The organism is Nocardioides sp. dk884 (genome assembly GCF_009557055.1).
Classification (GTDB): Bacteria; Actinomycetota; Actinomycetes; order Propionibacteriales; family Nocardioidaceae; genus Nocardioides.
On record NZ_CP045649.1, the window covers coordinates 1,240,897 to 1,267,085 of the forward strand.

General features: G+C 72.0%; 22 protein-coding genes and 2 tRNA genes. 19 read left to right on the plus strand and 5 right to left on the minus strand.

Annotation, left to right across the window (positions count from 1 at the left end; genetic code table 11):
* Nucleotides 1-8 precede the first annotated feature (8 nt).
* The 8 genes from GFH29_RS06065 to clpX all read left to right on the plus strand — a co-directional run bounded on the left by GFH29_RS06065 (nt 9) and on the right by clpX (nt 6,628).
* Complete coding sequence (locus tag GFH29_RS06065) at nt 9-863, plus strand: Fpg/Nei family DNA glycosylase (RefSeq protein ID WP_153322508.1); 855 nt, start codon at nt 9-11, stop codon at nt 861-863.
* Nucleotides 860-1,990 (plus strand): PP2C family protein-serine/threonine phosphatase, encoded by a 1,131-nt coding sequence (locus GFH29_RS06070; protein WP_228387792.1) that lies wholly within the window; start codon nt 860-862, stop codon nt 1,988-1,990. Before GFH29_RS06065 ends, GFH29_RS06070 begins: the two co-directional genes overlap by 4 nt.
* 109 nt (nt 1,991-2,099) lie before the next feature.
* Nucleotides 2,100-2,170 (plus strand) — tRNA-Gly (locus tag GFH29_RS06075).
* A gap of 48 nt (nt 2,171-2,218) precedes the next feature.
* A tRNA-Pro gene (locus GFH29_RS06080) sits at nt 2,219-2,291 on the plus strand.
* A gap of 71 nt (nt 2,292-2,362) precedes the next feature.
* Entirely contained in the window at nt 2,363-3,790 is a 1,428-nt protein-coding gene (tig, locus tag GFH29_RS06085) for a trigger factor (RefSeq protein WP_153322509.1), read from the plus strand.
* Nucleotides 3,791-3,975: 185 nt separating this feature from the next.
* Nucleotides 3,976-4,581, plus strand: coding sequence for an ATP-dependent Clp protease proteolytic subunit (locus tag GFH29_RS06090; protein ID WP_153325659.1), 606 nt, complete (start codon nt 3,976-3,978; stop codon nt 4,579-4,581).
* A 4-nt stretch (nt 4,582-4,585) separates the two neighbouring features.
* Entirely contained in the window at nt 4,586-5,248 is a 663-nt protein-coding gene (locus GFH29_RS06095) for an ATP-dependent Clp protease proteolytic subunit (protein ID WP_323368682.1), read from the plus strand.
* A gap of 99 nt (nt 5,249-5,347) precedes the next feature.
* On the plus strand, nt 5,348-6,628 hold the full coding sequence (gene clpX / locus GFH29_RS06100; RefSeq protein WP_153322510.1) for an ATP-dependent Clp protease ATP-binding subunit ClpX: 1,281 nt from the start codon (nt 5,348-5,350) through the stop codon (nt 6,626-6,628).
* Between the two features lie 122 nt (nt 6,629-6,750).
* Here the strand turns inward: clpX and valS are convergent, their stop codons facing one another.
* Nucleotides 6,751-9,381 carry a valine--tRNA ligase gene (valS, locus tag GFH29_RS06105; protein WP_416224778.1) on the minus strand — a complete coding sequence of 877 codons (2,631 nt, stop codon included), beginning with the start codon at nt 9,379-9,381 and terminating at the stop codon, nt 6,751-6,753.
* A gap of 70 nt (nt 9,382-9,451) precedes the next feature.
* Here valS and GFH29_RS06110 point away from each other — a divergent pair, with 70 nt between their 5' ends.
* Nucleotides 9,452-10,396, plus strand: a complete 945-nt coding sequence (locus tag GFH29_RS06110) for a GNAT family N-acetyltransferase (RefSeq protein WP_153322512.1) — start codon at nt 9,452-9,454, stop codon at nt 10,394-10,396.
* Here the strand turns inward: GFH29_RS06110 and GFH29_RS06115 are convergent.
* Nucleotides 10,384-11,181 carry a flavodoxin family protein gene (locus tag GFH29_RS06115; RefSeq protein WP_153322513.1) on the minus strand — a complete coding sequence of 266 codons (798 nt, stop codon included), beginning with the start codon at nt 11,179-11,181 and terminating at the stop codon, nt 10,384-10,386. The genes GFH29_RS06110 and GFH29_RS06115 overlap by 13 nt on opposite strands.
* Nucleotides 11,182-11,242: 61 nt before the next feature.
* Nucleotides 11,243-12,340 (minus strand): NAD(P)-dependent alcohol dehydrogenase, encoded by a 1,098-nt coding sequence (locus GFH29_RS06120; RefSeq protein ID WP_153322514.1) that lies wholly within the window; start codon nt 12,338-12,340, stop codon nt 11,243-11,245.
* 121 nt (nt 12,341-12,461) lie between these two features.
* On the opposite strand from GFH29_RS06120, the gene folC reads away from it, so the two are divergent.
* Both folC and GFH29_RS06130 read left to right on the plus strand, forming a co-directional pair.
* Nucleotides 12,462-13,835, plus strand: coding sequence for a bifunctional tetrahydrofolate synthase/dihydrofolate synthase (gene folC, locus GFH29_RS06125; protein WP_153322515.1), 1,374 nt, complete (start codon nt 12,462-12,464; stop codon nt 13,833-13,835).
* A complete protein-coding gene (locus GFH29_RS06130) occupies nt 13,832-14,245 on the plus strand; it encodes a DUF4233 domain-containing protein (RefSeq protein WP_228387793.1) in 414 nt (137 codons plus the stop codon). Before folC ends, GFH29_RS06130 begins: the two co-directional genes overlap by 4 nt.
* 50 nt (nt 14,246-14,295) lie before the next feature.
* On the opposite strand, the gene GFH29_RS06135 is transcribed toward GFH29_RS06130, so the two are convergent.
* A complete protein-coding gene (locus tag GFH29_RS06135; protein WP_153322516.1) occupies nt 14,296-15,633 on the minus strand; it encodes a PLP-dependent aminotransferase family protein in 1,338 nt (445 codons plus the stop codon).
* Nucleotides 15,634-15,702: 69 nt separating this feature from the next.
* On the opposite strand from GFH29_RS06135, the gene GFH29_RS06140 reads away from it, so the two are divergent.
* The 7 genes from GFH29_RS06140 (at nt 15,703) to rodA (ending at nt 22,868) form a co-directional block, all read left to right on the plus strand.
* Nucleotides 15,703-16,389: a pyridoxamine 5'-phosphate oxidase family protein gene (locus GFH29_RS06140; protein WP_153322517.1), complete on the plus strand. Its 687-nt coding sequence runs from the start codon at nt 15,703-15,705 to the stop codon at nt 16,387-16,389.
* Nucleotides 16,390-16,428: 39 nt separating this feature from the next.
* A complete protein-coding gene (gene ndk, locus GFH29_RS06145; RefSeq protein ID WP_153322518.1) occupies nt 16,429-16,836 on the plus strand; it encodes a nucleoside-diphosphate kinase in 408 nt (135 codons plus the stop codon).
* A gap of 151 nt (nt 16,837-16,987) precedes the next feature.
* On the plus strand, nt 16,988-18,016 hold the full coding sequence (locus GFH29_RS06150) for a rod shape-determining protein (protein ID WP_153322519.1): 1,029 nt from the start codon (nt 16,988-16,990) through the stop codon (nt 18,014-18,016).
* Nucleotides 18,016-18,957 (plus strand): rod shape-determining protein MreC, encoded by a 942-nt coding sequence (gene mreC / locus GFH29_RS06155; protein ID WP_153322520.1) that lies wholly within the window; start codon nt 18,016-18,018, stop codon nt 18,955-18,957. The genes GFH29_RS06150 and mreC overlap by 1 nt, the downstream gene beginning before the upstream one ends.
* Nucleotides 18,954-19,466, plus strand: a complete 513-nt coding sequence (gene mreD / locus GFH29_RS06160; protein ID WP_153322521.1) for a rod shape-determining protein MreD — start codon at nt 18,954-18,956, stop codon at nt 19,464-19,466. The genes mreC and mreD overlap by 4 nt, the downstream gene beginning before the upstream one ends.
* Before the next feature lie 31 nt (nt 19,467-19,497).
* Nucleotides 19,498-21,639 (plus strand): penicillin-binding protein 2, encoded by a 2,142-nt coding sequence (gene mrdA, locus GFH29_RS06165; RefSeq protein WP_153322522.1) that lies wholly within the window; start codon nt 19,498-19,500, stop codon nt 21,637-21,639.
* Nucleotides 21,636-22,868, plus strand: coding sequence for a rod shape-determining protein RodA (rodA, locus tag GFH29_RS06170; RefSeq protein ID WP_228387794.1), 1,233 nt, complete (start codon nt 21,636-21,638; stop codon nt 22,866-22,868). Before mrdA ends, rodA begins: the two co-directional genes overlap by 4 nt.
* 42 nt (nt 22,869-22,910) lie before the next feature.
* Here rodA and GFH29_RS06175 read toward each other — a convergent pair whose 3' ends face one another.
* Nucleotides 22,911-24,032: a calcium:proton antiporter gene (locus GFH29_RS06175; RefSeq protein ID WP_153322523.1), complete on the minus strand. Its 1,122-nt coding sequence runs from the start codon at nt 24,030-24,032 to the stop codon at nt 22,911-22,913.
* A gap of 117 nt (nt 24,033-24,149) precedes the next feature.
* On the opposite strand from GFH29_RS06175, the gene GFH29_RS06180 reads away from it, so the two are divergent.
* Nucleotides 24,150-26,126: a TIGR03960 family B12-binding radical SAM protein gene (locus tag GFH29_RS06180; RefSeq protein WP_153322524.1), complete on the plus strand. Its 1,977-nt coding sequence runs from the start codon at nt 24,150-24,152 to the stop codon at nt 26,124-26,126.
* The last annotated feature ends 63 nt before the right edge of the window (nt 26,127-26,189 follow it).

Here is a 26,189-nt window from a genome sequence, read left to right on the forward strand (position 1 = left end):
GAGTCCGATTGCCCGAGGGACACACCCTGCACCGTCTCGCCGGCCAGCTGCGCCGGGTCTTCGCCGGCAGCGTCGTGCGGGTCGGCAGCCCGCAGGGGCGCTTCGCGGAGTCCGCCGCGCTGCTTGACGGCAGCGTCCTGGAGGACGCCGAGGCCTGGGGCAAGCACCTGTTCATCGACTTCGCCGGGGAGCGGTTCGTGCACGTGCACCTCGGCCTCTACGGCAAGTTCGACGTGCACGACGGGCTCGACCCGGCCGTCGCGGAGGTCCCTGACCCGGTGGGGCAGGTCCGGTTGCGGCTGGTGCGGGCCGACGCCACGGCGTACGCCGACCTGCGCGGCGCGACCGCGTGCGAGCTGCTCACCGCCGAGCAGCGCGACGCGATCGTGGCGCGGTCCGGGCCGGACCCGCTGCGCGCCGACGCCGACCCGGGCCGTGCCTGGGAGCGGATCCGCCGCAGCCGCGCCCCGATCGGGGGCCTGCTGATGGACCAGTCGGTGCTGGCAGGTGTCGGCAACGTCTACCGCGCCGAGGTGTTGTTCCGTCACCGCATCGACCCGCTGCGACCGGGCAACACCCTGCGCCAGGCCCAGTTCCGCGCGATCTGGGAGGACCTGGTCGAGCTGATGGCCGAGGGGGTGCGCACGGGGCGTATCGACACCGTGCGCCCCGAGCACACGCCGGAGGCCATGGGACGTCCGCCGCGCCGCGACGACCACGGCGGCGAGGTCTATGTCTACCGGCGCCAGGGCCAGCCGTGCCTGGTGTGCGGTGCGTCGGTGCGCACCGAGGTGCTCCAGGGACGCAACCTGTTCTGGTGCCCGCGATGCCAGCCCCGCTTCCGCTCGCGAGCCGTACAGTGACCTCCACCCCCACGAAGGACACCCGCCCGATGGACGCGTCGTTGCCCGCTGCCGGCCGCCCACGGCCGTCGCTGGTCAAGCGCGTGCAGACCTCGTGGCACCGCGGCGTGCTGCGCGAGTACCGGCTGGTCGGCGCGCTCGCCCTGGTGACCGCCCTGCTGCCGTGCGCGGTCGCGGTCTCGCCGGGCAACGTGCCGACGAACCTGTTGATGGTGCCGCTGCTGGTCGGCAGCCTGGTGCTGGGCCCGCGCCAGCTGCACTGGTTCGTCATCTGGGTGCTCGTGATGCTGCTGCTCGCACTCACCATGGAGCCGGCGATCACCGCGCGCACGGCCGCCTCGGTCGGCGTGCAGTTCCTGATGGCCCTCATCGTGCTGCTGTCGTCATTTCGCCGCTCCCGGCTCGGAGTCGCCGGCGCGATGGGCGAGGCGATGCTGGTCGACCTGCGCGACCGGATCATCAACCAGGGCGGCGTCACCCCCCTGCCGCCGGGCTGGCGCGTGGAGTCCGCGCTGCGCTCCGCCGGCGGTACGCCGTTCGCCGGCGACTTCATGGTGGCCACGATGCCGGAGCCGCACCGGGTCGAGATGGCGGTCGTCGACGTCTCCGGCAAGGGCGAGGAGGCAGGCACCCGCGCGCTGATGCTGTCCGGCGCGTTCGGCGGCCTGCTCGGCGCGCTGCCGCCCGAGCAGTTCCTGCCCTGCGCCAACGACTACCTTCTGCGGCAGGGCTGGGGGGAGGGGTTCGCGACCGCCATCCACCTCTCCGTGGACCTGCGCTCGGGTGAGTTCGAGATCCGCAGTGCCGGGCACCCCCCGGCCCTGCACCGCGCGGCGGGCTCGGGGCGCTGGCGGATCCTGGAGAGCTCGGGTCCGGTCCTCGGGCTGATCGCCGACGCCGAGTTCGTCGGCGTGCGCGGCGTGCTCGACCACGGCGACGCGGTGCTCCTCTACACCGACGGCATGGTCGAGGAGCCGCACCGCGACATCGAGCTCGGCATCGACCGGCTGCTCGGCGAGGCGGAAGGGCTGCTGCGCGGCGACTTCACCGGTGCCGCCGACCGGCTGGTCGACGCTCTCGGCTCGCGCGGCGACGACCGTGCGGTGCTGGTGCTCAACCGCGTCTGAGCCTGGCGAGGCGCTCCTCGCACCGGCGTCGGGCCCGTTTGGGGCTCAGCGGCCCCGGTGTGGCACCATGACATCCGGTCTCGGTGCGCTCGCGCGCGTCACGACCAGCGCGGATGTAGCTCAATGGTAGAGCCCCAGTCTTCCAAACTGGCTACGCGGGTTCGATTCCCGTCATCCGCTCCGAGGCGTCATCCGGACCGTCCACACGGCCCCGGAAGACGGCTTGTGCGGGGCGTAGCGTAGTGGCTAGCGCGCCTGCTTTGGGAGCAGGAGATCGCAGGTTCGAGTCCTGTCGCCCCGACGCACAGACCACACCATCACCCACGGCGATCCTTGCGGGTCGCCATGAATCAGATTGACAGGAGACAGCCTGTGAAGAGCGCCGTCGAGACCTTGAGCCCGACCAGGGCCAAGCTGACCGTCGAGGTGCCCTTCGAGGAGCTCAAGCCGAGCCTCGACGCGGCGTACAAGCGGATCGCCCAGCAGATCAACGTCCCCGGCTTCCGCCGCGGGAAGGTGCCCCCGATGGTCATCGACCGTCAGGTGGGCCGTGCTGCGGTGCTCGACGAGGCCGTCAACGAGGTGCTCCCGAAGAAGTACGTCGAGGCGCTCGAGGCCAACTCTCTCCAGCCGCTCGCGCAGCCGGAGATCGAGGTGACCCGCTTCGAGGACAACGAGACCCTCGAGTTCACCGCCGAGGTCGACGTCAAGCCCGAGATCGAGCTGCCCGCCTACGACGGCCTCGAGGCCGAGGTCGACGACGTCGAGGTCTCCGACGAGGACGTCGAGGAGCAGGTCAAGGCGCTGCGTGAGCGCTTCGCGACCCTGCGTGACGTCGAGCGCCCCGCCGCCGACGGCGACTTCGTGGTGCTCGACCTCGTGGCGACCAAGGACGGCGAGACCGTCGACGGCGCCGAGGTCAGCGGCATGTCCTACCAGGTCGGTCGCGGCGGCATGATCGACGGCCTCGACGAGGCCCTGGTCGGCCTGTCGGCCGGCGAGGAGAAGGTCTTCACCTCCGAGCTCGTCGGTGGCGACCTGGTCGGCCAGTCGGTCGAGGTGGCCGTCAAGGTGACTCAGGTCCAGGAGCAGGAGCTCCCCGAGTACGACGACGAGTTCGCCCAGCTCGCCTCGGAGTTCGACACCGTCGAGGAGCTCAGCGTCGACGTGCGCGAGCGCCTGGGCCGCGGCAAGCGCCTCGAGCAGGCCGCCGCCGCCCGCGACGCCGTCCTCGAGGCGCTGCTGGAGAAGGTCGAGATCCCGCTGCCCGAGAGCATCGTGACCGACGAGCTCAACGCGCGCCGCCAGAACATCGAGCAGCAGCTCGCCTACGCCGGCATCACGATGGAGAAGTACCTCGAGGACGAGGGCCAGACCATCGACGAGTTCGAGGCCGAGCTCGACCGCCGGGTCCGCGACGCGGTCGCCGCCCAGTTCATCCTGGACGAGATCGCGAAGAAGGAGGAGCTCGGTATCGACCAGAACGAGCTCACCCAGCACATGATCCGACGCGCCCAGCAGTCCGGCCAGGACCCGCAGGAGTTCGTCAACCACATGGTCGAGCACAACCACATCCCCGACCTCGTGCAGGAGATCCTGCGCGGCAAGGCGCTGGCGACCCTGGTCGAGGCGGCCGTGGTCAAGGACGCCTCCGGCAACGTGGTGGACCTGAAGAACCTGCGCCCCGACGGCTCCATCGGCGAGCCCGCCGACGAGAGCGACGAGGCGGCCGTCGAGCAGCCTGCCGACGACTCGGCCGACGAGGCGAAGGACGACGCGGAGAAGCCCGCCGACGCCTGATCCTCCCAGCGACACGACAGCGCCCTCCCGGTTCGCCGGGAGGGCGCTTCGCGTTGGTGCGCCCGGCGCGGGCGGGGACGAAATCCGCTGTCGGCGAACAGTGGGGGATAGACCGTGGAACTGTCCGGTCCACGGGCTAGGGTCGCAGCGTGACCCAGAACTCGAGCCCCTCGTACGACCACCAGATGGGCGGTGGCGGCGGCATCAACGTCCTCGACGACCACATCTACCAGCGTCTGCTCCGCGAGCGCATCGTGTTCCTCGGTTCCGAGGTCCGCGACCAGAACGCCAACGCGATCTGCGCCCAGCTGCTGCTGCTGTCGGCGGAGGATCCCGAGGCCGACATCTTCTTGCACATCAACAGCCCCGGCGGCTCCGTCGACGCCGGCATGGCGATCTACGACACGATGAACTACATCCCCAACGACGTCGCGACCGTCGGCATGGGCCTGGCCGCGTCGATGGGGCAGTTCCTGCTCTGCGCCGGCACCAAGGGCAAGCGCTACGCGCTGCCGCACGCCCGGATCATGATGCACCAGCCCTCCTCGGGCATGGGCGGCTCCGCCTCCGACATCAAGATCCAGGCCCAGCAGTCGCTGCACATCAAGAAGGTGCTGCTCCAGCTGATCTCCGAGCACACCGGCCAGAGCGTCGAGCAGGTCGAGGCCGATGCCGACCGCGACCGCTGGTTCACCGCCCAGGAGGCGCTCGAGTACGGCCTGGTCGACAAGGTCGTCAAGAGCGCCCGCGAAGCCGCCGACGACGGCCGCCCGGCCCACACGAAGGACTGACGAGATGTCCCAGATGCCCCAGGGCGCACACAGCCCCGAGCTGAGCCCGTCGATGAACTACTACATCCCGCAGTGGGAGGAGCGCACGTCCTACGGCGTGCGTCGCATCGACCCCTACGCCAAGCTGTTCGAGGACCGCATCATCTACCTCGGCACGCCGATCTCCGACGACGTCGCCAACGCCGTCATCGCCCAGCTGCTGTGCCTGCAGTCGATGAACCCCGACCAGGACATCAGCATCTACATCAACAGCCCCGGTGGCTCCTTCACCGCGCTGACCGCCATCTACGACACGATCGGGTTCATCAAGCCCGACGTGCAGACGGTGTGCATCGGCCAGGCCGCCTCCGCGGCCGCGGTGCTGCTGGCCGCCGGCGCCCCCGGCAAGCGCCTGGCGCTGCCGAACAGCCGGATCCTCATCCACCAGCCCTACACCGAGGGCACGTTCGGCCAGACCTCCGACATCGAGATCCAGGCCAACGAGATCCTGCGCATGCGCGAGCTGCTGGAGTCGATGCTCGCCAAGCACAGCGGCCGGCCGATCGAGGAGGTCAGCCGCGACATCGAGCGCGACAAGATCCTCACCGCTGACGCGGCCGTCGAGTACGGGCTGATCGACTCGGTGCTCGAGTCGCTCAAGACCAGCCCGGTCCTCACCGCTCCCTGATCACCCACCAGGTCGGTACGCCGTGTCCGGGTCCCTCGCGGGGCCCGGCACGGGGTACCGTCGTCGAAGTTTCGCTCGCGTTGAGGAGGATGACCGTCCGTGGCACGTATCGGTGACGGTGGCGACCTGTTGAAGTGTTCCTTCTGCGGGAAGAGCCAGAAGCAGGTCAAGAAGCTGATCGCGGGCCCCGGGGTCTACATCTGCGACGAGTGCATCGATCTGTGCAACGAGATCATCGAGGAGGAGCTGAGCGAGGGCGCCGAGGTCAGCCTCGAGGAGCTGCCCAAGCCCCACGAGATCTTCGAGTTCCTCAACTCCTACGTGATCGGCCAGGAGCAGGCGAAGAAGTCGCTCGCCGTGGCCGTCTACAACCACTACAAGCGCGTCCAGGCCGGTCTCCAGCCCGCCTCGGGCAAGCACAGCAAGGAAGAGGCCGTCGAGGTCGCGAAGTCCAACATCCTCGTGGTGGGACCGACCGGCTGCGGCAAGACCTACCTCGCCCAGACGCTGGCGCGCATGCTCAACGTCCCGTTCGCCATCGCGGACGCCACGGCGCTGACCGAGGCGGGCTACGTCGGCGAGGACGTCGAGAACATCCTGCTCAAGCTGATCCAGGCCGCCGACTACGACGTCAAGAAGGCCGAGACCGGGATCATCTACATCGACGAGATCGACAAGGTCGCCCGCAAGGCGGAGAACCCCTCGATCACGCGCGACGTCTCCGGTGAGGGCGTGCAGCAGGCGCTGCTGAAGATCATCGAGGGCACCACGGCCTCGGTGCCGCCGCAGGGCGGGCGCAAGCACCCGCACCAGGAGTTCATCCAGATCGACACGACGAACATCTTGTTCATCGTGGGCGGCGCGTTCGCCGGGCTCGAGAACATCATCGAGCAGCGGGTCGGCAAGAAGACCCTCGGCTTCACCGCGGAGGTCCGCGGCGAGGCCCAGCGCGACTCCGACGACCTGCTGGCGCTGGTGCGTCCCGAGGACCTCACCAAGTTCGGCCTGATCCCCGAGTTCATCGGGCGCCTGCCGCTGATCGCGAGCGTCACCAAGCTCGACCAGGCAGCGCTGGTGCAGATCCTCACCGAGCCCCGCAACGCGCTGGTGAAGCAGTACCAGAAGCTCTTCGAGCTCGACGGCGTCGAGCTGGAGTTCACCGACGACGCGATCGCCTCCATCGCCGACAAGGCCATGGAGCGCGGCACCGGCGCGCGCGGGCTGCGCGCGATCATCGAGGAGGTCCTCCTCCAGGTGATGTACGACGTGCCCTCGCGCGGCGACGTCGCGAAGGTCGTCGTGACCGGCGAGGTCGTCTCCGGCGCGGAGGCGCCCACCCTGGTGCCGCGCGCGGCGGAGAAGAAGAAGAAGTCCGCCTGAGCCTGTCCGGGCTGCACGCGCGCCGTCGCGGCAGCGGACACAGCAAGGGCCGCGGCCGGCACTAGGACGCCCAGGCGTCCGTGCCGACCGCGGCCCTCAGCGGCTGCGGTGCGGGGGCGGGGTCAGCCCTGCTCCTCCACGGGCGCGAGCTCGGCGGTGACGTCCAGCTCGCTCGCCTCGGCCGACTCGGTGAACACCAGCTCGCCGGTGATCTTGCCGGTCTTGCGCAGGTCCTCGGTCGCCAGCGCCGCGGCCCGGACGAGCTCGGCCGGTCCGGTGACCTCAACGCGCGAGAGCTGCGCGCGCATCGAGACCTTGGCCTGGGACTTGGCGCCGCGGATGCCGGCGAGCACCGAGGCGACCGCGTCGACGGTGGCCGGGTCGGCGGCGGCCGCGGCACCCAGGTCGAGCTCGGTCGGCCAGGAGGCGAGGTGCACGGAGCCCTCGCGCCACCACGACCAGACCTCCTCGGTCACGTAGGGCAGGAACGGCGCGAGCAGCCGGAGCTGGACCTCGAGGGCGATCGCCAAGGTGGCCTTGGCCGACGCGGTGGCCGCGCCGCCGTCCTCGGCGTACGCCCGCTCCTTGACCAGCTCCAGGTAGTCGTCGCAGAACTCCCAGAAGAACTTCTCCACGGCCTCGAGGGCGGTGGTGTAGTCGTAGGCGTCGAAGGCCTCGGTGGCCTTGCGGATCACCAGCGCGAGGCGGCCCAGGAGTGCGCAGTCGAGCGGCTCGGAGACCTCGAAGGCGTTCAGCGAGGTGGCGCCCACGCCGCCGATGACGAACTTCGAGGCGTTGAGGACCTTCATCGCCAGCCGGCGTCCGACCTTCATCTGGCTCTCGTCGAACGGCGAGTCCAGGCCGGGGCGCGACATCGCCGCGCGCCAGCGCACCGCGTCGGCGCCGAACTTGTCGAGGATCTCGGTCGGGACCACCACGTTGCCCTTGGACTTCGACATCTTCTTGCGGTCGGGGTCGACGACGAAGCCGGAGATCAGCGCGTGGCTCCACGGGGTGACGCCGTGCTCGAAGTGCGCGCGCACCACGCGGGAGAACAGCCAGGTGCGGATGATGTCGTGGGCCTGGGTGGCCAGGTCCATCGGGAAGACCCGCTGGAACAGGTCGTCGTCGGACCCCCAGCCGCCGGCGATCTGCGGGGTGAGCGAGGAGGTCGCCCAGGTGTCCATGACGTCGGGGTCGCCGATGAAGCCGCCGGGCTTGCCGCGCTGCTCGGGGTCGTAGCCGCGCGGGGCGTCGGTCGAGGGGTCCACCGGCAGCTCGGCCTCGGTGGGCAGCAGCGGGTGGGCGTAGTCGGGCTCGCCCTCGGCGTCGAGGGGGTACCAGACCGGGAACGGGATGCCGAAGAACCGCTGGCGCGAGATCAGCCAGTCGCCGTTGAGGCCGCCGACCCAGTTGTCGTAGCGGTGCTTCATGTAGCCGGGGACCCAGGTGATGTCGTTGCCGCGGTCGACCAGCTCGGTGCGCAGCGCGGTGTCGCGGCCACCGTTGCGGATGTACCACTGGCGGGTGGCGACGATCTCGAGCGGCTTGTCGCCCTTCTCGTAGAAGTTCGTCATCCGCTGCGTCGGCTTCGGCTCGCCGTCCAGGTCGCCGGACTCGCGCAGCTTGGCCACCATCGCCTCGCGGGCGCTGAAGGCGGTCTTGCCGGCCAGGTCGGCGTACGCCGCGGCGGCCGGCTCGTGGGCGAGCCACTCCGGGGTCTCGCGCAGCAGGCGACCGTCGCGGCCCATCACGGTGCGGACCGGCAGCTGCAGCTCGCGCCACCACTGCACGTCGGTGAGGTCGCCGAAGGTGCAGCACATCGCGATGCCGGCGCCCTTGTCCATCTCGGCGGCCGGGTGGGCCAGCACGGGGATCTCCACGCCGAACACCGGGCTGGTGACGGTGGTGCCGAACAGGGCGGCGTACCGCTCGTCGTCGGGGTGCGCGATCAGCGCGACCACGGCCGGGATCAGCTCGGGGCGGGTGGTCTCGATGTGGATCGGCTCGCCGTCGGGGCGGTGGAACGCGACGCGGTGGTAGGCGCCGGCGTACTCACGGGCCTCGAGCTCGGCCTGGGCGACGGCGGTCTGGAAGGTGACGTCCCAGAGGGTCGGCGCCTCCTGGAGGTAGGCCTCGCCGCGGGCGAAGTTGCGCAGGAACGCGCGCTGGCTGGCGGTCTGCGCCTTCGGGCCGATCGTCGTGTAGTGCTGCTTCCAGTCCACCGACAGGCCGAGGGTGCGCCACAGCGACTCGAAGACCTGCTCGTCCTCGACGACGAGGCGCTCGCAGAGCTCGACGAAGTTGGGCCGGCTGATCGGCACCTGGCGCTTGGGGTCCGGCTTGGCCGGCGGGGTGAAGTCGGGGTCGTAGGGCAGCGAGGGGTCGCACCGCACGCCGAAGTAGTTCTGCACCCGGCGCTCGGTGGGCAGGCCGTTGTCGTCCCAGCCCATCGGGTAGAAGACGGTCTTGCCCTGCATACGCTGGTAGCGCGCGATCAGGTCGGTGTGGGTGTAGGAGAAGACGTGGCCCACGTGCAGGCTGCCGCTGACCGTGGGCGGCGGGGTGTCGATGGAGTAGACGTTGCTGCGGGGCTGGGTGCGGTCGAAGGCGTAGGTGTCCTGCTCCTTCCACCGCTGCGACCACCGGCCCTCGAGGCCCTCCAGCGCAGGCTTCTCCGGTACGACGACCGCGCGAGGAGCGCTGGTCGTGTCAGGGGCCTGGTCGTGCGGGGTCTCGGTCATGGACGAAATCCTAGAGCGAGCGACCTCACCTGCGAAAACCGGTTGCCGCGGGGGTCGCCGGCGGTCAAGGTCTGGGTCCATGAGCGAGGAACCGCCGGTCACGTCCGTCGGCGACCCGGGGGCGCCGGTCGTCGAGCTCTTCGAGGACCCCGCGGCGTTCCTGGCCGTCGCGGAGCACGTCCTCGGCGCCGATCCGGTGCTCACGACGGTGATGGCCACGGTGACCCGGCGCGCGGTCGAGCACGGCGGCGTCGTCTCCTCCGGACCGGTGTGGTGGGCGGCGGTCCGGGCGTCCCCGGGAGAGGGGGCGCCGGTCATCGGGGTGGCGATGCGGACCCTGCCGGTCCCGCCGTACTGGCTCTACGTGCTGCCGATGCCGCCCGAGGCGGCGCGCGCGCTCGCCCGGGCGCTGCACGCCCGTGGCGAGGAGGTCACGGCCGTCAACGGCGCCGCCCCCGCGGCCCGTGACCTGGCCGAGGAGCTCGCCCGGCTGAACGGCGGGGTGGTGCGGGTCGAGGAGCACGTGCGGCTGCACCTGCTCGGCGACCTCCTCGAGCCCGCGCCGGTGCCGGGCCGGCTGCGCGTGGCCGACCAGCGCGACCTCGCGCTGGCGCTGGAATGGTTCGCGGCCTTCGAGGGCGACGCGGCACGCCAGGCCGGGCGCGAGCCGCAGCCGACCCCGCCGGAGCTGATCGACGTGGACGCGATGCGCCAGCGGATCGCGCAGGGCCGGGTGTGGCTGTGGGAGGACGAGCAGGGTCGGGTGGTGCACCTGAGCGCCGCCAACCCGCCGGCGTTCGGCGTCGCCCGGGTCGGTCCGGTGTACACGCCGGCCGAGCAGCGCGGCCGGGGCTGGGCGAGCAACGCGGTCGCCGAGGTCGCGCGGATGCTGCGCGCACAGGGCCACGAGGTGTGCCTGTTCACCGACCAGGCCAACCCGACGTCGAACAGGATCTACGCCGCGCTCGGGTTCCGCCCGGTCGTCGACATGGAGAACCTGCGCATCGAACGTCAGCCGCGGTAGGGCTTGGCCGACCCCTCCGCGATCCCCTTGCGGATCTTCTTCTCCACCATCGCCGCGACCCGGTTGGGCAGCCGGGGCACCGGTGCGTCGCTGAACCAGTCGGCCTCGAACCAGCCGCGCTCGTGCCAGTACGCCGCGTCGACCGGGCCCTCCTCGCGCCCGCCCTCGACCAGCAGCCGGGCGACCCGGAAGCCGATCAGGTCGGCGGTGCTCGGCTTCGGCTCGACCGGGTTGGTCGCCGCCTCGCGCAACGTGCCGGCCAGGTCCTCGAGCGCGGCGTCCACCTTCGCCCGGTAGGGCGCCTTGGCCAGTCCGGGGCCGTTGACGCCGAGCTGGCCGACGGTGTGGAAGCCCCAGCGGCGCACCGCGGTCTGCAGGTAGCCCAGGGCGGCGTCGTGGCCCGCGCCCGCGGCGGTGGACAGCAGGGCGGCCGGCTTGCCGACGTACGCCGGGCGGTGGATGAGGTAGGCGAAGTGGTCGACGAAGCGCTTCATCGTCGCCGAGACGTGGAAGGAGTGCACCGGGGTCGCGAAGAGCACCAGGTCGGCGTCGTCCATCACCGCCCGCGCGGGCGCCGCGCGGTCGTAGGAGGGGCAGGCCTGCTCGCCCTCGGTCATGCAGGCCAGGCACGCCGGGCAGCTCGGGCCGAGCGCGAGGTCGTCGGTGGCCACGGCGCCCACCTCGACCGGCCCGTGGCCGCGCATCCGCTCGACCAGCTCCTCGACCATGCGGCCGGTGGTCCCCGCCGTGCCGTGCCCCGTCCCCATCACCACGCCCAGGCGCATGCCGGACTCCTCTCGTCGAGGAGTTGTATATCGTATAAATGCGTGCGCGGAGGGCGGCGCCTCACCAGGCCAGGACCGCCTTGACCACCCGGCCGGCGTGCAGGTCGGCGACCGCGCGGTTGATGTCGGCGAACGGGTAGGTCGTGACCAGGTGGTCGAGGTCGAAGCGTCCGGCCTCGCGCATCGCGATCAGGCGCGGCACCATCTCCAGTGGGTCGGAGTCGCCCTCGACCGACGCGGTGAGCGTCTTGCCGCCCTGGAGCAGGTCGACGGCGTCCACGGCGTACTCCTCGGCGCCGAGGCCGAGCGCGACGAGGGTGCCGCGCGGGCCGAGGGCCTGCATCGCCTCGCGGACCACCGCGGGCGCGGCCGTGGTGTCGATGGCGTACCGCGCGCCGCCGCCGGTCAGCTCACGCAGCCGGTCCACGAGCGGCGTGCCGTCGAGGGACGCGGGGTCGAGGGGTGTCGCGCCGAGCGCCGCGGCCGCCTCGAGGCGCGAGGGGAGGAGGTCGACGGCGACCACGGTGCCGACGCCCTCGGCGACCGCGGCGGCGATCGCGGCCAGCCCGACCGCGCCGGCGCCGTGCACGACCAGGCTGTCCTCGGGGGTGGGGCGCAGCACGTTGAGCACGGTGCCGGCGCCGGTCTGGAAGGCGCAGCCGTACGGCGCCAGCAGGGCGAGGTCGAGCGCGGGGTCCACGACCACGCAGTTGTCCTGATGGGCGATCGCGTGCCGGGCGAAGGAGGACTGGCCGAAGAACGAGCCGAGCACGGGCTGCCCGTCGCGGTGGTGGGTGGTCGAGCCGTCCGGGCGGAAGCCCAGGTAGTTGAGCACCAGCGTCTGCTCGCAGTGCCCGACGTGGCCGGCGCGGCAGGCCGGGCAGGTGCGGCACGAGCGCAGGCTGAGCACCACGTGGTCGCCGACCGCGATGCCGCTGACGTCGGCGCCCACCCGCTCCACGACACCGGTGCCCTCGTGGCCGAAGACGTTGGGGAACATCTCCGCCGGCAGCATGGTGCGCATCGTGATGTCGGTGTGACACAGGCCGGTGGCGACGATGCGGACCAGCACCTCCTCGGGCCGGGGGTCGTCCAGCTCGACCTCGGTGAGGGTGAAGTCCTGGCCGGGAGACTCGACGAGCGCGACGGTGGTCTGCATGGCCGACAACCTAGAACGCGTTCTCGTTGTTGTCGCGTGGCCGCGCCGGAACCGGCGCAGCGGCCGGGTCGGAGGCCGCGCCGCGGGGCAGCGCGGTCGGGGAGCCTAGACTCGTGCCGCGATGAGCCAGACCCCCGATGCCCCCGACGGGCCACGTTTCGCCCAGACCTTCGACGAGGTCGAGGACGCCCTGCTGTCCCGGTGGCCCGAGACCCGGCTCGAGCCCTCGCTCGACCGGATCCGCGCCTTCGTCGACCTGCTCGGCGACCCCCAGCACACCTACCCGGTCATCCACCTGACCGGCACCAACGGCAAGACCTCCACCTCCCGGATGATCGATGCGCTGCTGCGCGCGCTCGACCTGCGCACCGGCCGGTTCACCAGCCCGCACGTGGAGAAGATGAGCGAGCGGATCAGCATCGACGGCGAGCCGCTGGCCGACGAGGACTTCGTGCGCGCCTTCAACGACGTCGCGCCGTACACCCACCTGGTCGACGCGGCCAGCGAGCACCCGCTGTCGTTCTTCGAGGTGGTGGTCGCGATGGCCTTCGCCGCCTTCTCCGACGCCCCGGTCGAGGCCGCGGTCGTCGAGGTCGGGATGGGCGGGTCGTGGGACGCCACCAACGTCGCCGACGCCGCGGTCGCGGTCGTGCTGCCGATCGCGCTGGACCACGCCCGCTACCTCGGTGACACGCCCGCCGAGATCGCTGTCGAGAAGGCCGGGATCATCAAGCCCGGCTCCACGGTCGTGATCGCCGAGCAGCAGCCCGACGTCGCCGTCGTGCTGCTGGCGCGCGCCGAGGAGGTCGGCGCGAGCGTCGCCCGTGAGGGTATGGAGTTCGGCGTCGTCCACCGGGCCCCGGCCGTGGGTGGCCAGCTGGTGTCGCTGCAGGGCCTGCGCGGGCGCTACGAGGACCTGTTCCTCCCGCTGCACGGCGCCCACCAGGCGCAGAACGCCGCCGTGGCGCTGGCCGCCGTGGAGGCCTTCATTGGCGGCGAGGAGCCGCTGGCCGACGACGTCGTACGCCGCGCGTTCGCCGAGGTGACCTCCCCGGGCCGCCTCGAGGTCGTGCGCCGCTCGCCGACGATCATCCTGGACGCCGCCCACAACCCGCACGGCGCGGAGGCACTGGGTGCCGCGCTGGAGGACTCCTTCGCCTTCGACCCGCTGATCGGCGTGGTCGGCGTGATGGGGGACAAGGACGCCGAGGGCCTGCTCGCTGCCCTGGAGCCGCGCCTGGCCCACGTCGTGTGCACGCGTGCGTCCACCGACCGCGCCACCGATCCCGAGGTGCTCGGCGAGATCGCGCGGGAGATCTTCGGCGAGGACCGGGTCTCGGTGGTGCCGCGGCTCGCCGACGCCCTCGACGTCGCCGCCGGCCTGGCCGAGTCCGGCGAGGGGCAGCGCTCCTCGGTCGGCACCGGAGCGGTGCTGGTCACCGGGTCGGTCATCACCGTGGGCGAGGCCCGCACCCTGCTGGGAGGACCCAAGTGAGCGACGAGACGTCGGTGAACCCCGAGCGGACCCGGTCCCCGCGCCGCGGCATGTGCGCGGCGATCCTGGGCCTGGAGGCGGTGGTCCTCGGCCTGACCACGCCGGTGATGGTGGCGGTCTCCGACGTCGACGTGGCCACGGCCCTGGCGGTCGGCATCGGCCTGACGGTGGTGTGCCTGCTGCTCGCCGGCATGCTGCGCCGGGAGTGGGCCTACGCCGCGGGCTGGGTCGTCCAGGTCGTGGCGATCGCGCTGGGCTTCGTGGTCCCGATGATGTTCCTGCTCGGCGCGATCTTCGCGCTGCTGTGGGGCACCGCCTACTTCCTCGGCAAGCGCATCGAGACCGAGCGCGCCGCCGCCTGGGCCGCCTGGGACGCCCAGCAGGCCGCGCACCCGGACCGGGACAGCTGACCTCTCGCCGAGTCGGCGCCAATGGTTGCGCGAGTCGGCGCCAATGGCGCTCAGTCGCGCAGTGCTCGGACCAGGACGGCGAGCGCGTGGTCGAGCTGCCGGTCGTCCACGGAGCCGCCGAACCCGACGACCAGGCCGTGCCGGACGTGGGTGCGGCACTGGTCGGCCAGCAGCGGTACGTCGTAGCCGGCCGAGCGGGCAGCGGCGTGCGCGGCCAGCGCCTGCTCGCGCGGCATCAGGAACGTCGCGTACATCCCCGCGACCGGCCCGGTCAGCTCGCCGTACGGCGCGAGCGCGCCGACCACCCGTGCCGCGCGGTCGGCGTACACCCGGCGCGCGGAGCGGACCACCTTGTCGACGTAGCCGTCGCGCAGCAGGGCGAGCAGCGCGCGCTGCACCGGCCACGGCGGTGAGTCGTGGGTGACCGCGCGCTCGCGCTCGACGTGCTCGCGGATCGCCGCCGGCGCGACCAGCCAGCCCAGCCGCATGCTCGGCGCGACCGACTTGCTGGCGGTGCCGAGGTAGACGACCCGCTCGCGGTCGAGCCCGGCGAGCGCGGGCACCGGTGCCACGTCGTAGCGCAGCTCGGAGTCGTAGTCGTCCTCGATCACGACCGCGCCGGCCCGGCGGGCGCTCGCCAGCAGCGCCACCCGGTGGGCGGCCGGCATCGTGCGCCCGAGCGGGTGCTGGTGCGCGGGGGTGACGTACGCCGCGACGGCACCGGCGAGGTCGGGCACCTCCAGCGCGGGCACGTCGCGGACCACGCGCCCGGTCGCGGCCACGGTCGCGGCGGCCGCGCGGTAGCCGGGGTCCTCCACTGCGACCGGCCCCGGCGGCAGAGCGCCCAGCGTGTGACGCAGCCCCTCGCTGGTGCCGGCGGTCAGCAGCACCTCGTCGGGGTCGCAGACGACGCCCCGCACGTGCGCCAGCCGCTCGGCCAGCGCGACGCGCAGCTCCCGCAGACCGCGCGGGTCGTCGTACCCGGCCGGCGGGCGCGCGGTGGAGACCTCGCGCCAGGCGCGGCGCCACAGCGCGGCGTGGCGGGGGTCGATCCACGGCGTCCCGGTGCTCAGCCGGAGCAGGCCCGGCGCGGGCGCAGCGGTACGACGCGTGGTCGGCGCCGCGGCGAGCGGCGGCGCGGCGGACACGAAGGTCCCGGACCCGTGGCGCCCCTCCAGCCACCCCTCGGCGACCAGCTGCGCGTAGGCCTGCTCGGTCACCGACCGCGCGACGCCGAGGTCGGAGGCGAGTGCGCGGCTGCTCGGCAGGCGGGTGCCGGCCGCCAGGCTCGCGGACGTGATCTGCGCGCGCACCTGGTCGGCGAGCTGGGTGCCGAGAGGTCGGGCGCCGCTGCGGTCCAGCGTGACCGGGAGGGCGGGGGAGCGCATGGAGTGTCCTGTCGTTCTGGCCTCGGATTGGCCCCTGACGACAGGCCACTGAGGTCCGACGATAGACCCATGACCCTCCCGCTCTCACCCACCGCACGCACGACCGTCGTCCGCGGCCGGCACCGCGCCGTCTCCGAGCGCGCCGAACTCCACGCCTTCCTCGCCGACGGCCTCCTCGCCCACGTGGGCGTCGTGGTCGGCGACGGCGCCGCCGCGCACCCCGTCGTACTCCCGACGGCGTACGCCGTGGACCCCGACGGCCCGGACGAGGGCGGCACCCTCTACCTCCACGGCTCGGTCGCCGCCCGCTGGCTGCGCGCCGCGATCGGGGCGACCGTCTGCGTCACGGTCACCGAGGTGGACGGCGTGGTCACCGCCCGCTCGGCCTTCCACCACTCGATGAACTACCGCTCCGCGGTGGTGATCGGCGTCGCCCGGGAGGTGCTCGACGCCCACGAGCGCGACCGCGCCCTGGACGCGATGGTGGACCACCTCGTCCCCGGCCGCGCCGCCACCCTGCGCCCCAGCACCCGCAAGGAGCTCGCCGCGACACTGGTCCTCGCCGTACCCCTCGTGGAGGCGTCGATGAAGGCCCGCGCCGGCGGCCCCGTCGACGACCCCGAGGACATCGCCGCGGGCACCTGGGGCGGGCACCTCCCGGTACGCCGGGTCTGGGACGCGCCGGTGCCGGACGCCGACGCCCGCGGGGAGGCGCCGGCCGACGTGCGGGCCCGGGTCGCGCCCACGCATGCGTGACGCGCCGGGGCATCGCGGGCAGGGGGATAGGCTGAGCCCATGACGCAGCGCACACTGGTCCTCCTCAAGCCCGACACCGTCAGCCGTGGCCTGGTCGGCGAGGTGCTGACCCGCTACGAGGACAAGGGCCTCTCGATCGTCGCGATGGAGATGCGCCAGATCGACGCCGACGTCTCTGACCAGCACTACGCCGAGCACGTCGAGCGCGACTTCTACCCGGCGCTGCGCGAGTTCGTGACCAGCGGCCCGCTCGTCTCCCTCGTGCTCGAGGGCGAGGACGCCATCGAGGTCGTCCGCGCGCTCAACGGCGCCACCGACGGGCGCAAGGCCGCCCCCGGCACGATCCGCGGCGACTACTCGCTGTCCAACCGCGAGAACCTCGTGCACGGCTCGGACTCCCCGGAGTCGGCCGCGCGCGAGATCGGGATCTGGTTCCCGGGTCTCTGACCCCCGTCGTACGTCGGGCCGGTGCGCAGCGCGCACCGGCCCGATGCCATTTGTGCCGCCTCGGAGCGCGTGTCCTCCCGTTCCGGTGGGTCGCGGCTTCGTAGCCTGAAGGCTCTTCCCCACCAGCACCATCCGAAAGCGGCGGCACCCCATGGCGAACAGCTTCTTCGGCCGGGACATGGCAGTCGACCTCGGCACCGCCAACACCCTGGTCTACGTCCGCGGCAAGGGCGTCCTGCTCGATGAGCCCAGCGTCGTGGCGCTCAATGCCAGCACCGGCGAGATCCTCGCGGTCGGGCACGAGGCGAAGCGCATGATCGGTCGCACCCCCGACAACATCGCGGCCATCCGCCCGCTCAAGGACGGCGTCATCGCCGACTTCGAGGCGACCGAGCAGATGCTGCGCTTCTTCATCCAGCAGGTCCACAAGCGGCGCTACTTCGCCAAGCCCCGGATGGTCGTGTGCGTGCCGAGCGGCATCACCGCCGTCGAGCAGCGCGCGGTCAAGGAGGCCGGCTACCAGGCCGGCGCCCGCAAGGTCTACATCGTCGAGGAGCCGATGGCCGCGGCCATCGGCGCCGGGCTCCCGGTGCACCAGGCCACCGGCAACATGGTCGTCGACGTCGGCGGCGGCACCACCGAGGTCGCCGTCATCTCCCTGGGCGGCATCGTGACCAGCCTCAGCGTGCGCACCGCCGGCGACGACCTCGACGCCGCGATCGTGGCGTGGATGAAGAAGGAGTACTCCCTGATGCTCGGGGAGCGCACCGCCGAGGAGGTCAAGATGACCCTCGGCTCGGCCTTCCCGCTGCCCGACGAGCCCGAGGCCGAGATCCGCGGCCGCGACATGATCTCCGGTCTGCCGCGCACCGTCGTCGTCTCCAGCGCCGAGATCCGCCAGGCCCTCGAGGAGCCGTTGCACGCGATCGTCGACGCCGTGCGCGCGACCCTCGACCAGACCCCGCCCGAGCTCGCCGGCGACATCATGGACCGCGGCATCGTGCTCACCGGTGGCGGCGCGCTGCTGCGCGGACTCGACGAGCGGCTGCGCCACGAGACCGGCATGCCGGTGCACGTCGCGGAGGACCCGCTCAGCTCGGTCGCGCTCGGCGCCGGCAAGTGCGTCGAGGAGTTCGAGGCGCTGCAGCAGGTGCTGGTCTCGGAGCCGAGGCGGTTCTGATGGCGCTCGACCGGCTCGACCAGCTCCGGTCCCGGGAGCGCCGCTGGCGCAGCTCCGGTGACCTCGGCCGCCCCCGCGGTCCACGCCGCTCGGTGGCGGCAGCCCTCGTGCTCGCCAGCGTCTCGCTGATGACGCTCGACCAGCAGACCGACCCCGTGATCGAGCCGGCGCGCCGCGCGCTCGGCGAGGTGATCGGCCCGGTCGAGGTCGGCGCGTCCGCGGTGCTGCGTCCCTTCGTCTCCCTGCCCGGCTGGTTCCGCACCCACGGCGACCTGCGCGGCGAGATCGACACCCTCGAGGCCGAGAACGCGCGCCTGCGCGGGGAGGTCAGCACCTCCGGCTACGACCGCAACCGTCTCGCCGAGTACGACGGCCTGACCCGGGCCGCCTCCGACCTGGGCTACACGCTGGTGCCCGCGCGGGTGGTCGCGCTCGGGCCCTCGCAGTCCTTCTCCTCCACGGTGATGATCGACGCCGGGTCCGAGGCCGGGCTGAGCGCCGACATGACGGTGATGAACAACGACGGCCTCGTCGGGCGGGTGCTGCGGGTGACCCGGACGACCGCGACCGTGCTGCTGGCCATCGACCCCGAGTCGGTCGTCGGCGGCCGGATCGGCTCCAGCATGGAGATCGGCTTCCTGCACGGCCGCGGCGCCCTCGGCGACGACGCCCGCCTCGACCTCCAGCTGCTCGACCAGGCGCTCGTCCCGGGCCGCGGCGACGCCGTGGTGACGTGGGGCAGCCGCAACGGCGCGCCGTACGTCTCGGGCATCCCGGTCGGGGAGGTCACGGCGGTCTACTCCAACGTCCGCGACTCCTCCCAGCGTGCCGTGGTGCGCCCCTACGTCGACTTCGCCAGCCTCGACGTGGTCGGTGTCGTGGTGCCCTCGGGCGCCGACAGCGACCGGGCGTTGATCGAGGCCGAGGGAGGACTGCGATGAGCCTCCTCCGGGCCGCGGTCGCGCTCACCGGCGCGGTGCTCGCCCTGGTCCTGCAGACGACGTTCTTCTCCCACCTGTCCTGGTCCGGCGTGGTGCCCAACCTGTGCCTGCTGCTGGTCGTGGGCGTCGCGCTCGTGCGCGGCTCCGAGTTCGCGATGGTGCTCGGCTTCGTGGCCGGGCTGCTGCTCGACCTGGCCCCGCCCGCCGACCACCTCGCCGGCCGCTGGGCGCTCGCCCTGGTCGTCGTCGGGTACGTCGCGGGGCGGGTGCGCCAGGACGTGCGCCCCACCGCCGTGTCGGTGGTCGCCACCGTCGCGGCCTGCTCCTTCGTCGGCACCTCGGTCTTCGCGTTGACCGGATTGGTGCTGCGCGACCCCGTGCTCGGGGTCGGGGAGCTGTTGCAGGTGATCGGGATCGCGCTGGTGTGGGACGTGCTGCTCACCCCGTTCGTGCTGCCGCTGGTGATGGGCGCCTTCCGCCGCCTCCAGCCGGACCGGGTGCCCGCATGACGCGCCCGGTGGACGACGGAGGGGTGCGCTGATGGCGGCCTCCGCCGAGGGATCGCGGCGCAGCCGGCTGCGGCTGGTCGTGATCCAGGTGCTCGTGCTCTCCCTCTTCGCCACCCTGCTGGCGCGGCTGTACTACATCCAGGTGGTCAGCGGCGAGCAGTACACCGCCCAGGCCGCCTCGCAGTCGGTGCGCGAGATCGTCGTGCAGCCCCCGCGCGGGCTGATCGTCGATGCCCAGGGCCGCCCGTTGGTCACCAACCGCACCACCTGGGTGCTCTCCATCGACCGCACCGTCCTGGGCAAGCTCACCGAGCGCCAGCAGGACGTCCTGCTGGGCCGGGTCGCGGAGATCAGCGGCCTGCGGGTGCCCCAGGTGCGCAAGAAGCTCGTCACCTGCGGGGAGAGCGGCAGCATCCCCGGCGTGTGCTGGAACGGCTCGCCGTACCAGCCGGTGCCGGTCGCCACCGAGGTCCCCCAGGAGATCGCGCTGCGCGTGCTCGAGCAGCCGGAGGACTTCCCGGCGGTGCTCGCCGAGCAGCAGAGCGTGCGCAGCTACCCGCGCCCGCACGGCACCAACCTGGCCCACGTGCTCGGCTACCTCAGCCCGATCACCGAGGAGGAGTTCGACCTCGCCACCGCCGACGGCGATGAGTCCCTCAACGGTGCCTCCGTGGTCGGCCGGGCCGGGGTGGAGAAGCAGTACGACAAGTGGCTGCGCGGCATGCCCGGCTACCGCCGCGTCGCGGTGGACTCGATGGGCCGCGTGCTCGGGGACAGCGGCGAGGTCAACGCCGAGCCGGGCAACACCCTGGTCACCACGATCGATGCGAAGGTCCAGGGCGTGGTCGAGCGCGAGCTCGCCGAGACCCTCGCCAAGGCGCGCACCGAGGTCGACCCGGTCACCGGACGGCTCTACGAGGCCGACTCCGGCGCGGTCGTGGTGATGGAGGCCAAGACCGGACGGATCGTGTCGATGGCCAGCCAGCCGACGTACGACCCCGAGGTCTGGGTCGGCGGCATCACCAAGAAGCAGCTGGCCCGGCTCTACTCCGAGGCCGCGGGCACCCCGCTGCTCGGGCGCGCCACCCAGGGCCAGTTCGCGCCCGGCTCGACCTGGAAGCCGTTCATGACCGCCGGCGCGCTCACCAACGGCTACACCACCGACAGCCGGCTGAACTGCTCCTCGACCTTCCGGGTCGGCAACCGCGACTTCAAGAACTACGAGTCCGGGGCCTACGGCTACGTCGGCTTCGACAAGGCGCTCGAGGTCTCCTGCAACACCTTCTTCTACCGCATCGGCTTCGACTACTGGCAGCGCTTCGGCTCCGACGTCGACGACGTCGACGCCAAGGACCCGCTCGTGGAGGAGGCCCAGCACTTCGGCTTCGGCTCCGCCACCGGCATCGACCTGCCCGGCGAGGCATCCGGCCGGATCGCGGACCGGGAGTGGAAGCGCTCCTACTACGACTCGATGAAGGACTACTACTGCGGCATCGCCGACGCGCCGCAGGACGCCGACACCTCCGACTTCGTCTACAAGTTCGCCCGCGAGTTCTGCATCGAGGGCTACGCCTACCGCGCCGGGGACGCCGTGAACTTCTCCATCGGCCAGGGCGACACGATCGTCACCCCGCTCCAGCTCGCGCGTGCGTACGCCGCGCTGGCCAACGGCGGCACCCTGTGGGCGCCGCGCATCGGCCGGGCCATCGTCGACCCGTCCGGTGAGGTGGTCCGCGAGTTCGCGCCGCGCAAGAACGGCACCGTCGACCTGCCGAAGCGCGTCTTCGACTACATCGACAACGCCCTGACCGGGGTCAGCACCCGCGGCACGATGAGCTGGAAGCTGACCGGCTTCCCGCTCGAGGAGGTCCGGATCCGCGCCAAGACCGGTTCCGCCGAGGTCTACGGCAAGCAGTCGACCTCGTGGCTGGCGACCTACACCGAGGACTACGTCGTGGTGATGATGGTCAGCCAGGGCGGCACCGGCTCGGGGCGCAACGGCGACTCCGTGCGCCGCATCTATGAGGCGCTGTACGGCGTGCGGGACGGCGTCGTGAAGCCGGAGAAGGCGGCCATCCCGGGCAGCGTGCCGCCCAGCAGCCTGCCCACGTTCACCAAGGACGGCTCGATCCTGCCGCCCGCGACCCGCGCGTCGAGGAAGGACCAGCGGTGAGCACTCCACACCTCTCGGGGCACCGGCCCGGGTCCTTCCCGGGCTCCGGCTTCGGCTCCGGGTTTCGGGCACCACGCATCGACTGGGTGCTGATGGTGGCGGTGCTCGCCCTGGTCGGGCTCGGCACCCTGCTGGTCTGGTCGGCGACGTCCTCGCGCGACGTGCTCACCGGCGGTGACTCCACGGCGTACCTGCGCAAGCACCTGGTCAACGTCGCGATCGGGCTGGTGCTGATGCTGCTGGTGACGGCGGTCGAGCACCGCTGGGTGCGGATGCTCGCGCCGTTGGTCTACCTCGCCTCGGTCATCGGCCTGGTGCTGGTGCTGGTGATGGGCTCCACGATCAACGGCTCGCGGTCCTGGCTGGTGATCGGCGGCATGTCGATCCAGCCCTCGGAGTTCGCCAAGCTCGCGGTGATCATCGGCATGGCGCTGGTGCTGGCCGAGCGGGCGGCGGGGCGCTGGCACGCCAACGTCGGCAGCGTCGACGTCGGGCTGATGCTCCTGGTCGCCGCGCTTCCGGCGGCGCTGATCATGCTCCAGCCCGACCTCGGCACGATGCTGGTGCTGACCGCGACCGTCTTCGGCATCCTCGCCACCTCCGGCGCGCCCCGTCGCTGGCTGGCCCTGCTGATCGGCGCCGGCGTCACGGTGGCGACCCTCGCGGTGCTCGGCGGCTTGCTGAAGGACTACCAGGTCGACCGGTTCATGGCGTTCACCAACCCCGACCTGGACCCCCGCGGCGCCGGCTACAACGTCGAGCAGGCCCGGATCGCGGTCGGCAACGGCGGGCTGTTCGGCCAGGGGCTCTTCGACGGCTCCCAGACCCGCGCCGGGTTCGTGCCCGAGCAGCACACCGACTTCATCTTCACCGTCGCGGGCGAGGAGCTCGGACTCCTCGGCGCCGGCCTGGTGGTGCTCCTGCTGGGCGTGGTGCTGTGGCGCGCGCTGAGCATCGCCTACCGCAGCGAGGACGTCTTCGGCCGGGTCGCGGCCGCCGGCATCGCGTGCTGGTTCGGCTTCCAGGCCTTCCAGAACATCGGCATGTGCCTGGGGATCATGCCGGTCACCGGCGTGCCGCTGCCGTTCGTCTCCTACGGCGGCAGCTCGATGTTCGCCGGGCTGCTCGCGGTGGGGCTGCTGCAGAACATCCACCTGCGCACCTCGACGCCTCCGCCGAGCCGCTACGTCATGCCGGCGCGCCCGGTGCGGGTGCTCGCCGGCCGCTGAGCCTGCTGCGGCCCGGGATCAGGGCCGGCGTCAGGGCCGGGGTCAGGGCTGGATCGACAGGAACAGGAACGCCGCGAGCAGCGCGAGGTGGACCACGCCCTGCTGGGCCTTGGCCCGTCCCTGGGCGACGGTGAGCACCGAGACCACGACGGTGATCGCGAGCAGGACCATCTGCACCGGCTCCAGGCCCAGCACCAGCGGCCCCTCGAGCCAGATGGAGGCGATCGCGATCGTCGGCACGGTCAGCCCGATCGAGGCCATCGCCGAGCCGTAGCCCAGGTTGAGGCTGATCTGCACCCGGTCACGCGCCGCGTTGCGGATCGCGGAGATCGACTCCGGGGCCAGCACCAGCAGCGCGATCACCACCCCGACCACTGCATACGGGAACCCCAGCGCCTGCACCGCGTCCTCGATGGTGGGGGAGAGCATCTTGGCCAGGCCGACGACGGCGACCAGGGACGCGAGCAGCAGCCCGACGCTCAACCAGGCCTCGCGGTCGGTCGGCGGGTCGGCGTGGGAGTCGCCGTCCTCGTCGAGCAGGCCGGTCATCTGGCCGTACTCATCGGAGCTCACCGGGATGAAGAAGTCGCGGTGCCGCACGGTCTGGGTGAACACGAAGCCGGCGTACAGCACGAGCGAGGCGGTGGCGGCGAAGGCGAGCTGGGAGGCGGAGAACTCCAGGCCCCGGCCCGAGGTGGTGAACGACGGCAGCACCATCGTCAGGGCGGCCAGCGTGATCACCGTGCTCAGCGCCGATCCGGTGCCGGAGGGGTTGAAGCTGACCAGGTGGTGCTTGAGCGCGCCGACGAGCAGCGAGATCCCGACGATGCCGTTGAGGGTGATCATCAGCGCGGCGAACACGGTGTCGCGGGCGTAGGTGCTGGCCCCGCTGCCGCCGCCGCTCATCAGCATCACGATCAGCCCGACCTCGATCACCGTGACCGCCACCGCGAGGATCAGCGAGCCGAACGGCTCACCCACCTTGTGGGCGACGACCTCGGCGTGGTGCACGGCCGCGATCACCGAGCTCACCAGCCCGCCGGCGATCAGCACGAGCACGAGCCAGTGTTCGTGTCGCGTCCAGGTGGCGAGGAGCAGGAGCATCGCCGCGACGGGGACGACCAGCGTCCATTGGAAGGGACCGCGGACGTCGGGAGTGGGCATCGTCGCTGATTCTAGAGAGTGCTCCGATGATGCTCCGCACCGCCGTCCACGAGGAATGGGAGGCCTCGGGGGCGGTTCCGTAGAGTAGGTGGGTCCCCGATCTGTGAGGTTCTCTGCATGCCCACCCCCGCATCCGTCTTCCCGCGCCTCGAGCCGCGGCTCGGCTCGGTCTCCAAGCCGATCCAGTACGTCGGCGGTGAGCTCAACTCCACGGTCAAGGAGTGGGACTGCGGCGCCTCCGCGACCGGCGAGGGCGAGACCGTCCGCTGGGCGCTGATGTATCCCGACGCCTACGAGGTCGGCCTGCCCAACCAGGGCGTGCAGATCCTCTACGAGGTGCTCAACGAGCGCGACTGGATCATCGCCGAGCGCACCTACGCCGTCTGGCCCGACATGGAGCAGGTGCTGCGCACCGGCGACGAGCACGGCCCGATCCCGCAGTTCACTGTCGACGCCCACCGCCCGGTGCGCGCCTTCGACATCTTCGGCCTGAGCTTCTCCACCGAGCTCGGCTACACCAACATGCTCAACGCCCTGGACCTCGCGCAGATCCCGCTGCACGCCGCGGACCGCGGCGAGGAGGACCCGATCGTCCTCGCCGGCGGGCACGCGGCGTTCAACCCCGAGCCGATCGCCGACTTCCTCGACGCCGCCGTCCTCGGCGACGGTGAGGAGGTCGTGCTGGCCATCTCCGAGGTCGTGCGCGAGTGGAAGGCCGAGGGCCGCCCCGGCGGCCGCGACGAGCTGCTGCGCCGGCTCGCGGTCAGCGGCGGCGTCTACGTGCCTCGTTTCTACGACGTGGCCTACGCCGCCGACGGCTCGATCGAGGCGATCGTGCCCAACCGCCCCGGCATCCCGTTCCGCGTCGCCAAGCACACGCTGATGGACCTCGACGCCTGGCCCTACCCGCGCAAGCCGCTGGTGCCGCTGGCCGAGACCGTCCACGAGCGGTTCAGCGTCGAGATCTTCCGCGGCTGCACCCGTGGCTGCCGCTTCTGCCAGGCCGGGATGATCACCCGCCCGGTGCGCGAGCGCTCGATCGAGACGATCGGCGAGATGGTCGAGAACGGCATCCGCAAGTCCGGCTTCGAGGAGGTCGGCCTGCTCTCGCTCTCCAGCGCCGACCACACCGAGATCGGCGAGGTCGCCAAGGGGCTCGCCGACCGTTACGAGGGCTCCAACGTCTCGCTGTCGCTGCCCTCGACGCGCGTGGACGCCTTCAACATCACCCTGGCCAACGAGTTCTCCCGCAACGGGCGCCGCTCCGGGCTCACCTTCGCCCCCGAGGGCGGCTCCGAGCGGATGCGCAAGGTCATCAACAAGATGGTGACCGAGGAGGACCTGATCCGCACGGTCGCCACGGCGTACTCCCACGGCTGGCGCCAGGTGAAGCTCTACTTCATGGTCGGGCTGCCGACCGAGACCGACGAGGACGTCCTGCAGGTCGCCGAGCTCGCCAAGAAGGTCATCGCCAAGGGCCGCGAGGTCTCCGGGCGCAACGACATCCGCTGCACGGTCTCGATCGGCGGCTTCGTGCCCAAGCCGCACACGCCGTTCCAGTGGGCCGCGCAGCTGGACCACGAGACCACCGACGAGCGGCTCAAGCGGCTGCGCGACACCGTGCGCGAGGACAAGAAGTTCGGTCGCGCGATCGGCTTCCGCTACCACGACGGCAAGCCCGGCGCGATCGAGGGACTGCTCTCGCGCGGTGACCGGCGCGTCGGCAAGGTGATCGAGGAGGTCTGGCGCGACGGCGGCCGCTTCGACGGCTGGAGCGAGCACTTCTCCTACGAGCGCTGGGTCGCCGCCTCCGAGCGGGCCCTGGCCGGCACCGGGGTGGACCTGGCCTGGTACACCACCCGCGAGCGTGGCTACGAGGAGGTCCTGCCGTGGGACCACCTCGACTCCGGCCTCGACAAGGACTGGCTGTGGGCCGACTGGGAGGACGCCCTCGCGGTGGCCGCCGGTGCCGACGTCGAGGTCGAGGACTGCCGCTGGACGCCGTGCTACGACTGCGGCGTGTGCCCGGAGATGGGCACCGAGATCCAGATCGGCCCCACCGGCCGCCAGCTGCTGCCGCTCTCGGTGGTCTGAGCCGCGCGCCGCGGCGCGCGAGCGAGCAACGGGCCCCGGGCCCTCACCTGCGTGAGGACCCGG

Bases quoted from the DNA above. Each gene is read 5' to 3' on its own strand.
- GFH29_RS06090 (WP_153325659.1), top strand. From the start codon at position 3,976: ATGGGCGGTGGCGGCGGCATCAACGTCCTCGACGACCACATCTACCAG.
- GFH29_RS06095 (WP_323368682.1), top strand. From the start codon at position 4,586: ATGTCCCAGATGCCCCAGGGCGCACACAGCCCCGAGCTGAGCCCGTCG.
- GFH29_RS06110 (WP_153322512.1), top strand. From the start codon at position 9,452: ATGAGCGAGGAACCGCCGGTCACGTCCGTCGGCGACCCGGGGGCGCCG.
- GFH29_RS06115 (WP_153322513.1), bottom strand. From the start codon at position 11,181: ATGCGCCTGGGCGTGGTGATGGGGACGGGGCACGGCACGGCGGGGACC.
- GFH29_RS06120 (WP_153322514.1), bottom strand. From the start codon at position 12,340: ATGCAGACCACCGTCGCGCTCGTCGAGTCTCCCGGCCAGGACTTCACC.
- folC (WP_153322515.1), top strand. From the start codon at position 12,462: ATGAGCCAGACCCCCGATGCCCCCGACGGGCCACGTTTCGCCCAGACC.
- GFH29_RS06135 (WP_153322516.1), bottom strand. From the start codon at position 15,633: ATGCGCTCCCCCGCCCTCCCGGTCACGCTGGACCGCAGCGGCGCCCGA.
- GFH29_RS06140 (WP_153322517.1), top strand. From the start codon at position 15,703: ATGACCCTCCCGCTCTCACCCACCGCACGCACGACCGTCGTCCGCGGC.
- ndk (WP_153322518.1), top strand. From the start codon at position 16,429: ATGACGCAGCGCACACTGGTCCTCCTCAAGCCCGACACCGTCAGCCGT.
- GFH29_RS06150 (WP_153322519.1), top strand. From the start codon at position 16,988: ATGGCGAACAGCTTCTTCGGCCGGGACATGGCAGTCGACCTCGGCACC.
- mreC (WP_153322520.1), top strand. From the start codon at position 18,016: ATGGCGCTCGACCGGCTCGACCAGCTCCGGTCCCGGGAGCGCCGCTGG.
- mreD (WP_153322521.1), top strand. From the start codon at position 18,954: ATGAGCCTCCTCCGGGCCGCGGTCGCGCTCACCGGCGCGGTGCTCGCC.
- mrdA (WP_153322522.1), top strand. From the start codon at position 19,498: ATGGCGGCCTCCGCCGAGGGATCGCGGCGCAGCCGGCTGCGGCTGGTC.
- GFH29_RS06175 (WP_153322523.1), bottom strand. From the start codon at position 24,032: ATGCCCACTCCCGACGTCCGCGGTCCCTTCCAATGGACGCTGGTCGTC.
- GFH29_RS06180 (WP_153322524.1), top strand. From the start codon at position 24,150: ATGCCCACCCCCGCATCCGTCTTCCCGCGCCTCGAGCCGCGGCTCGGC.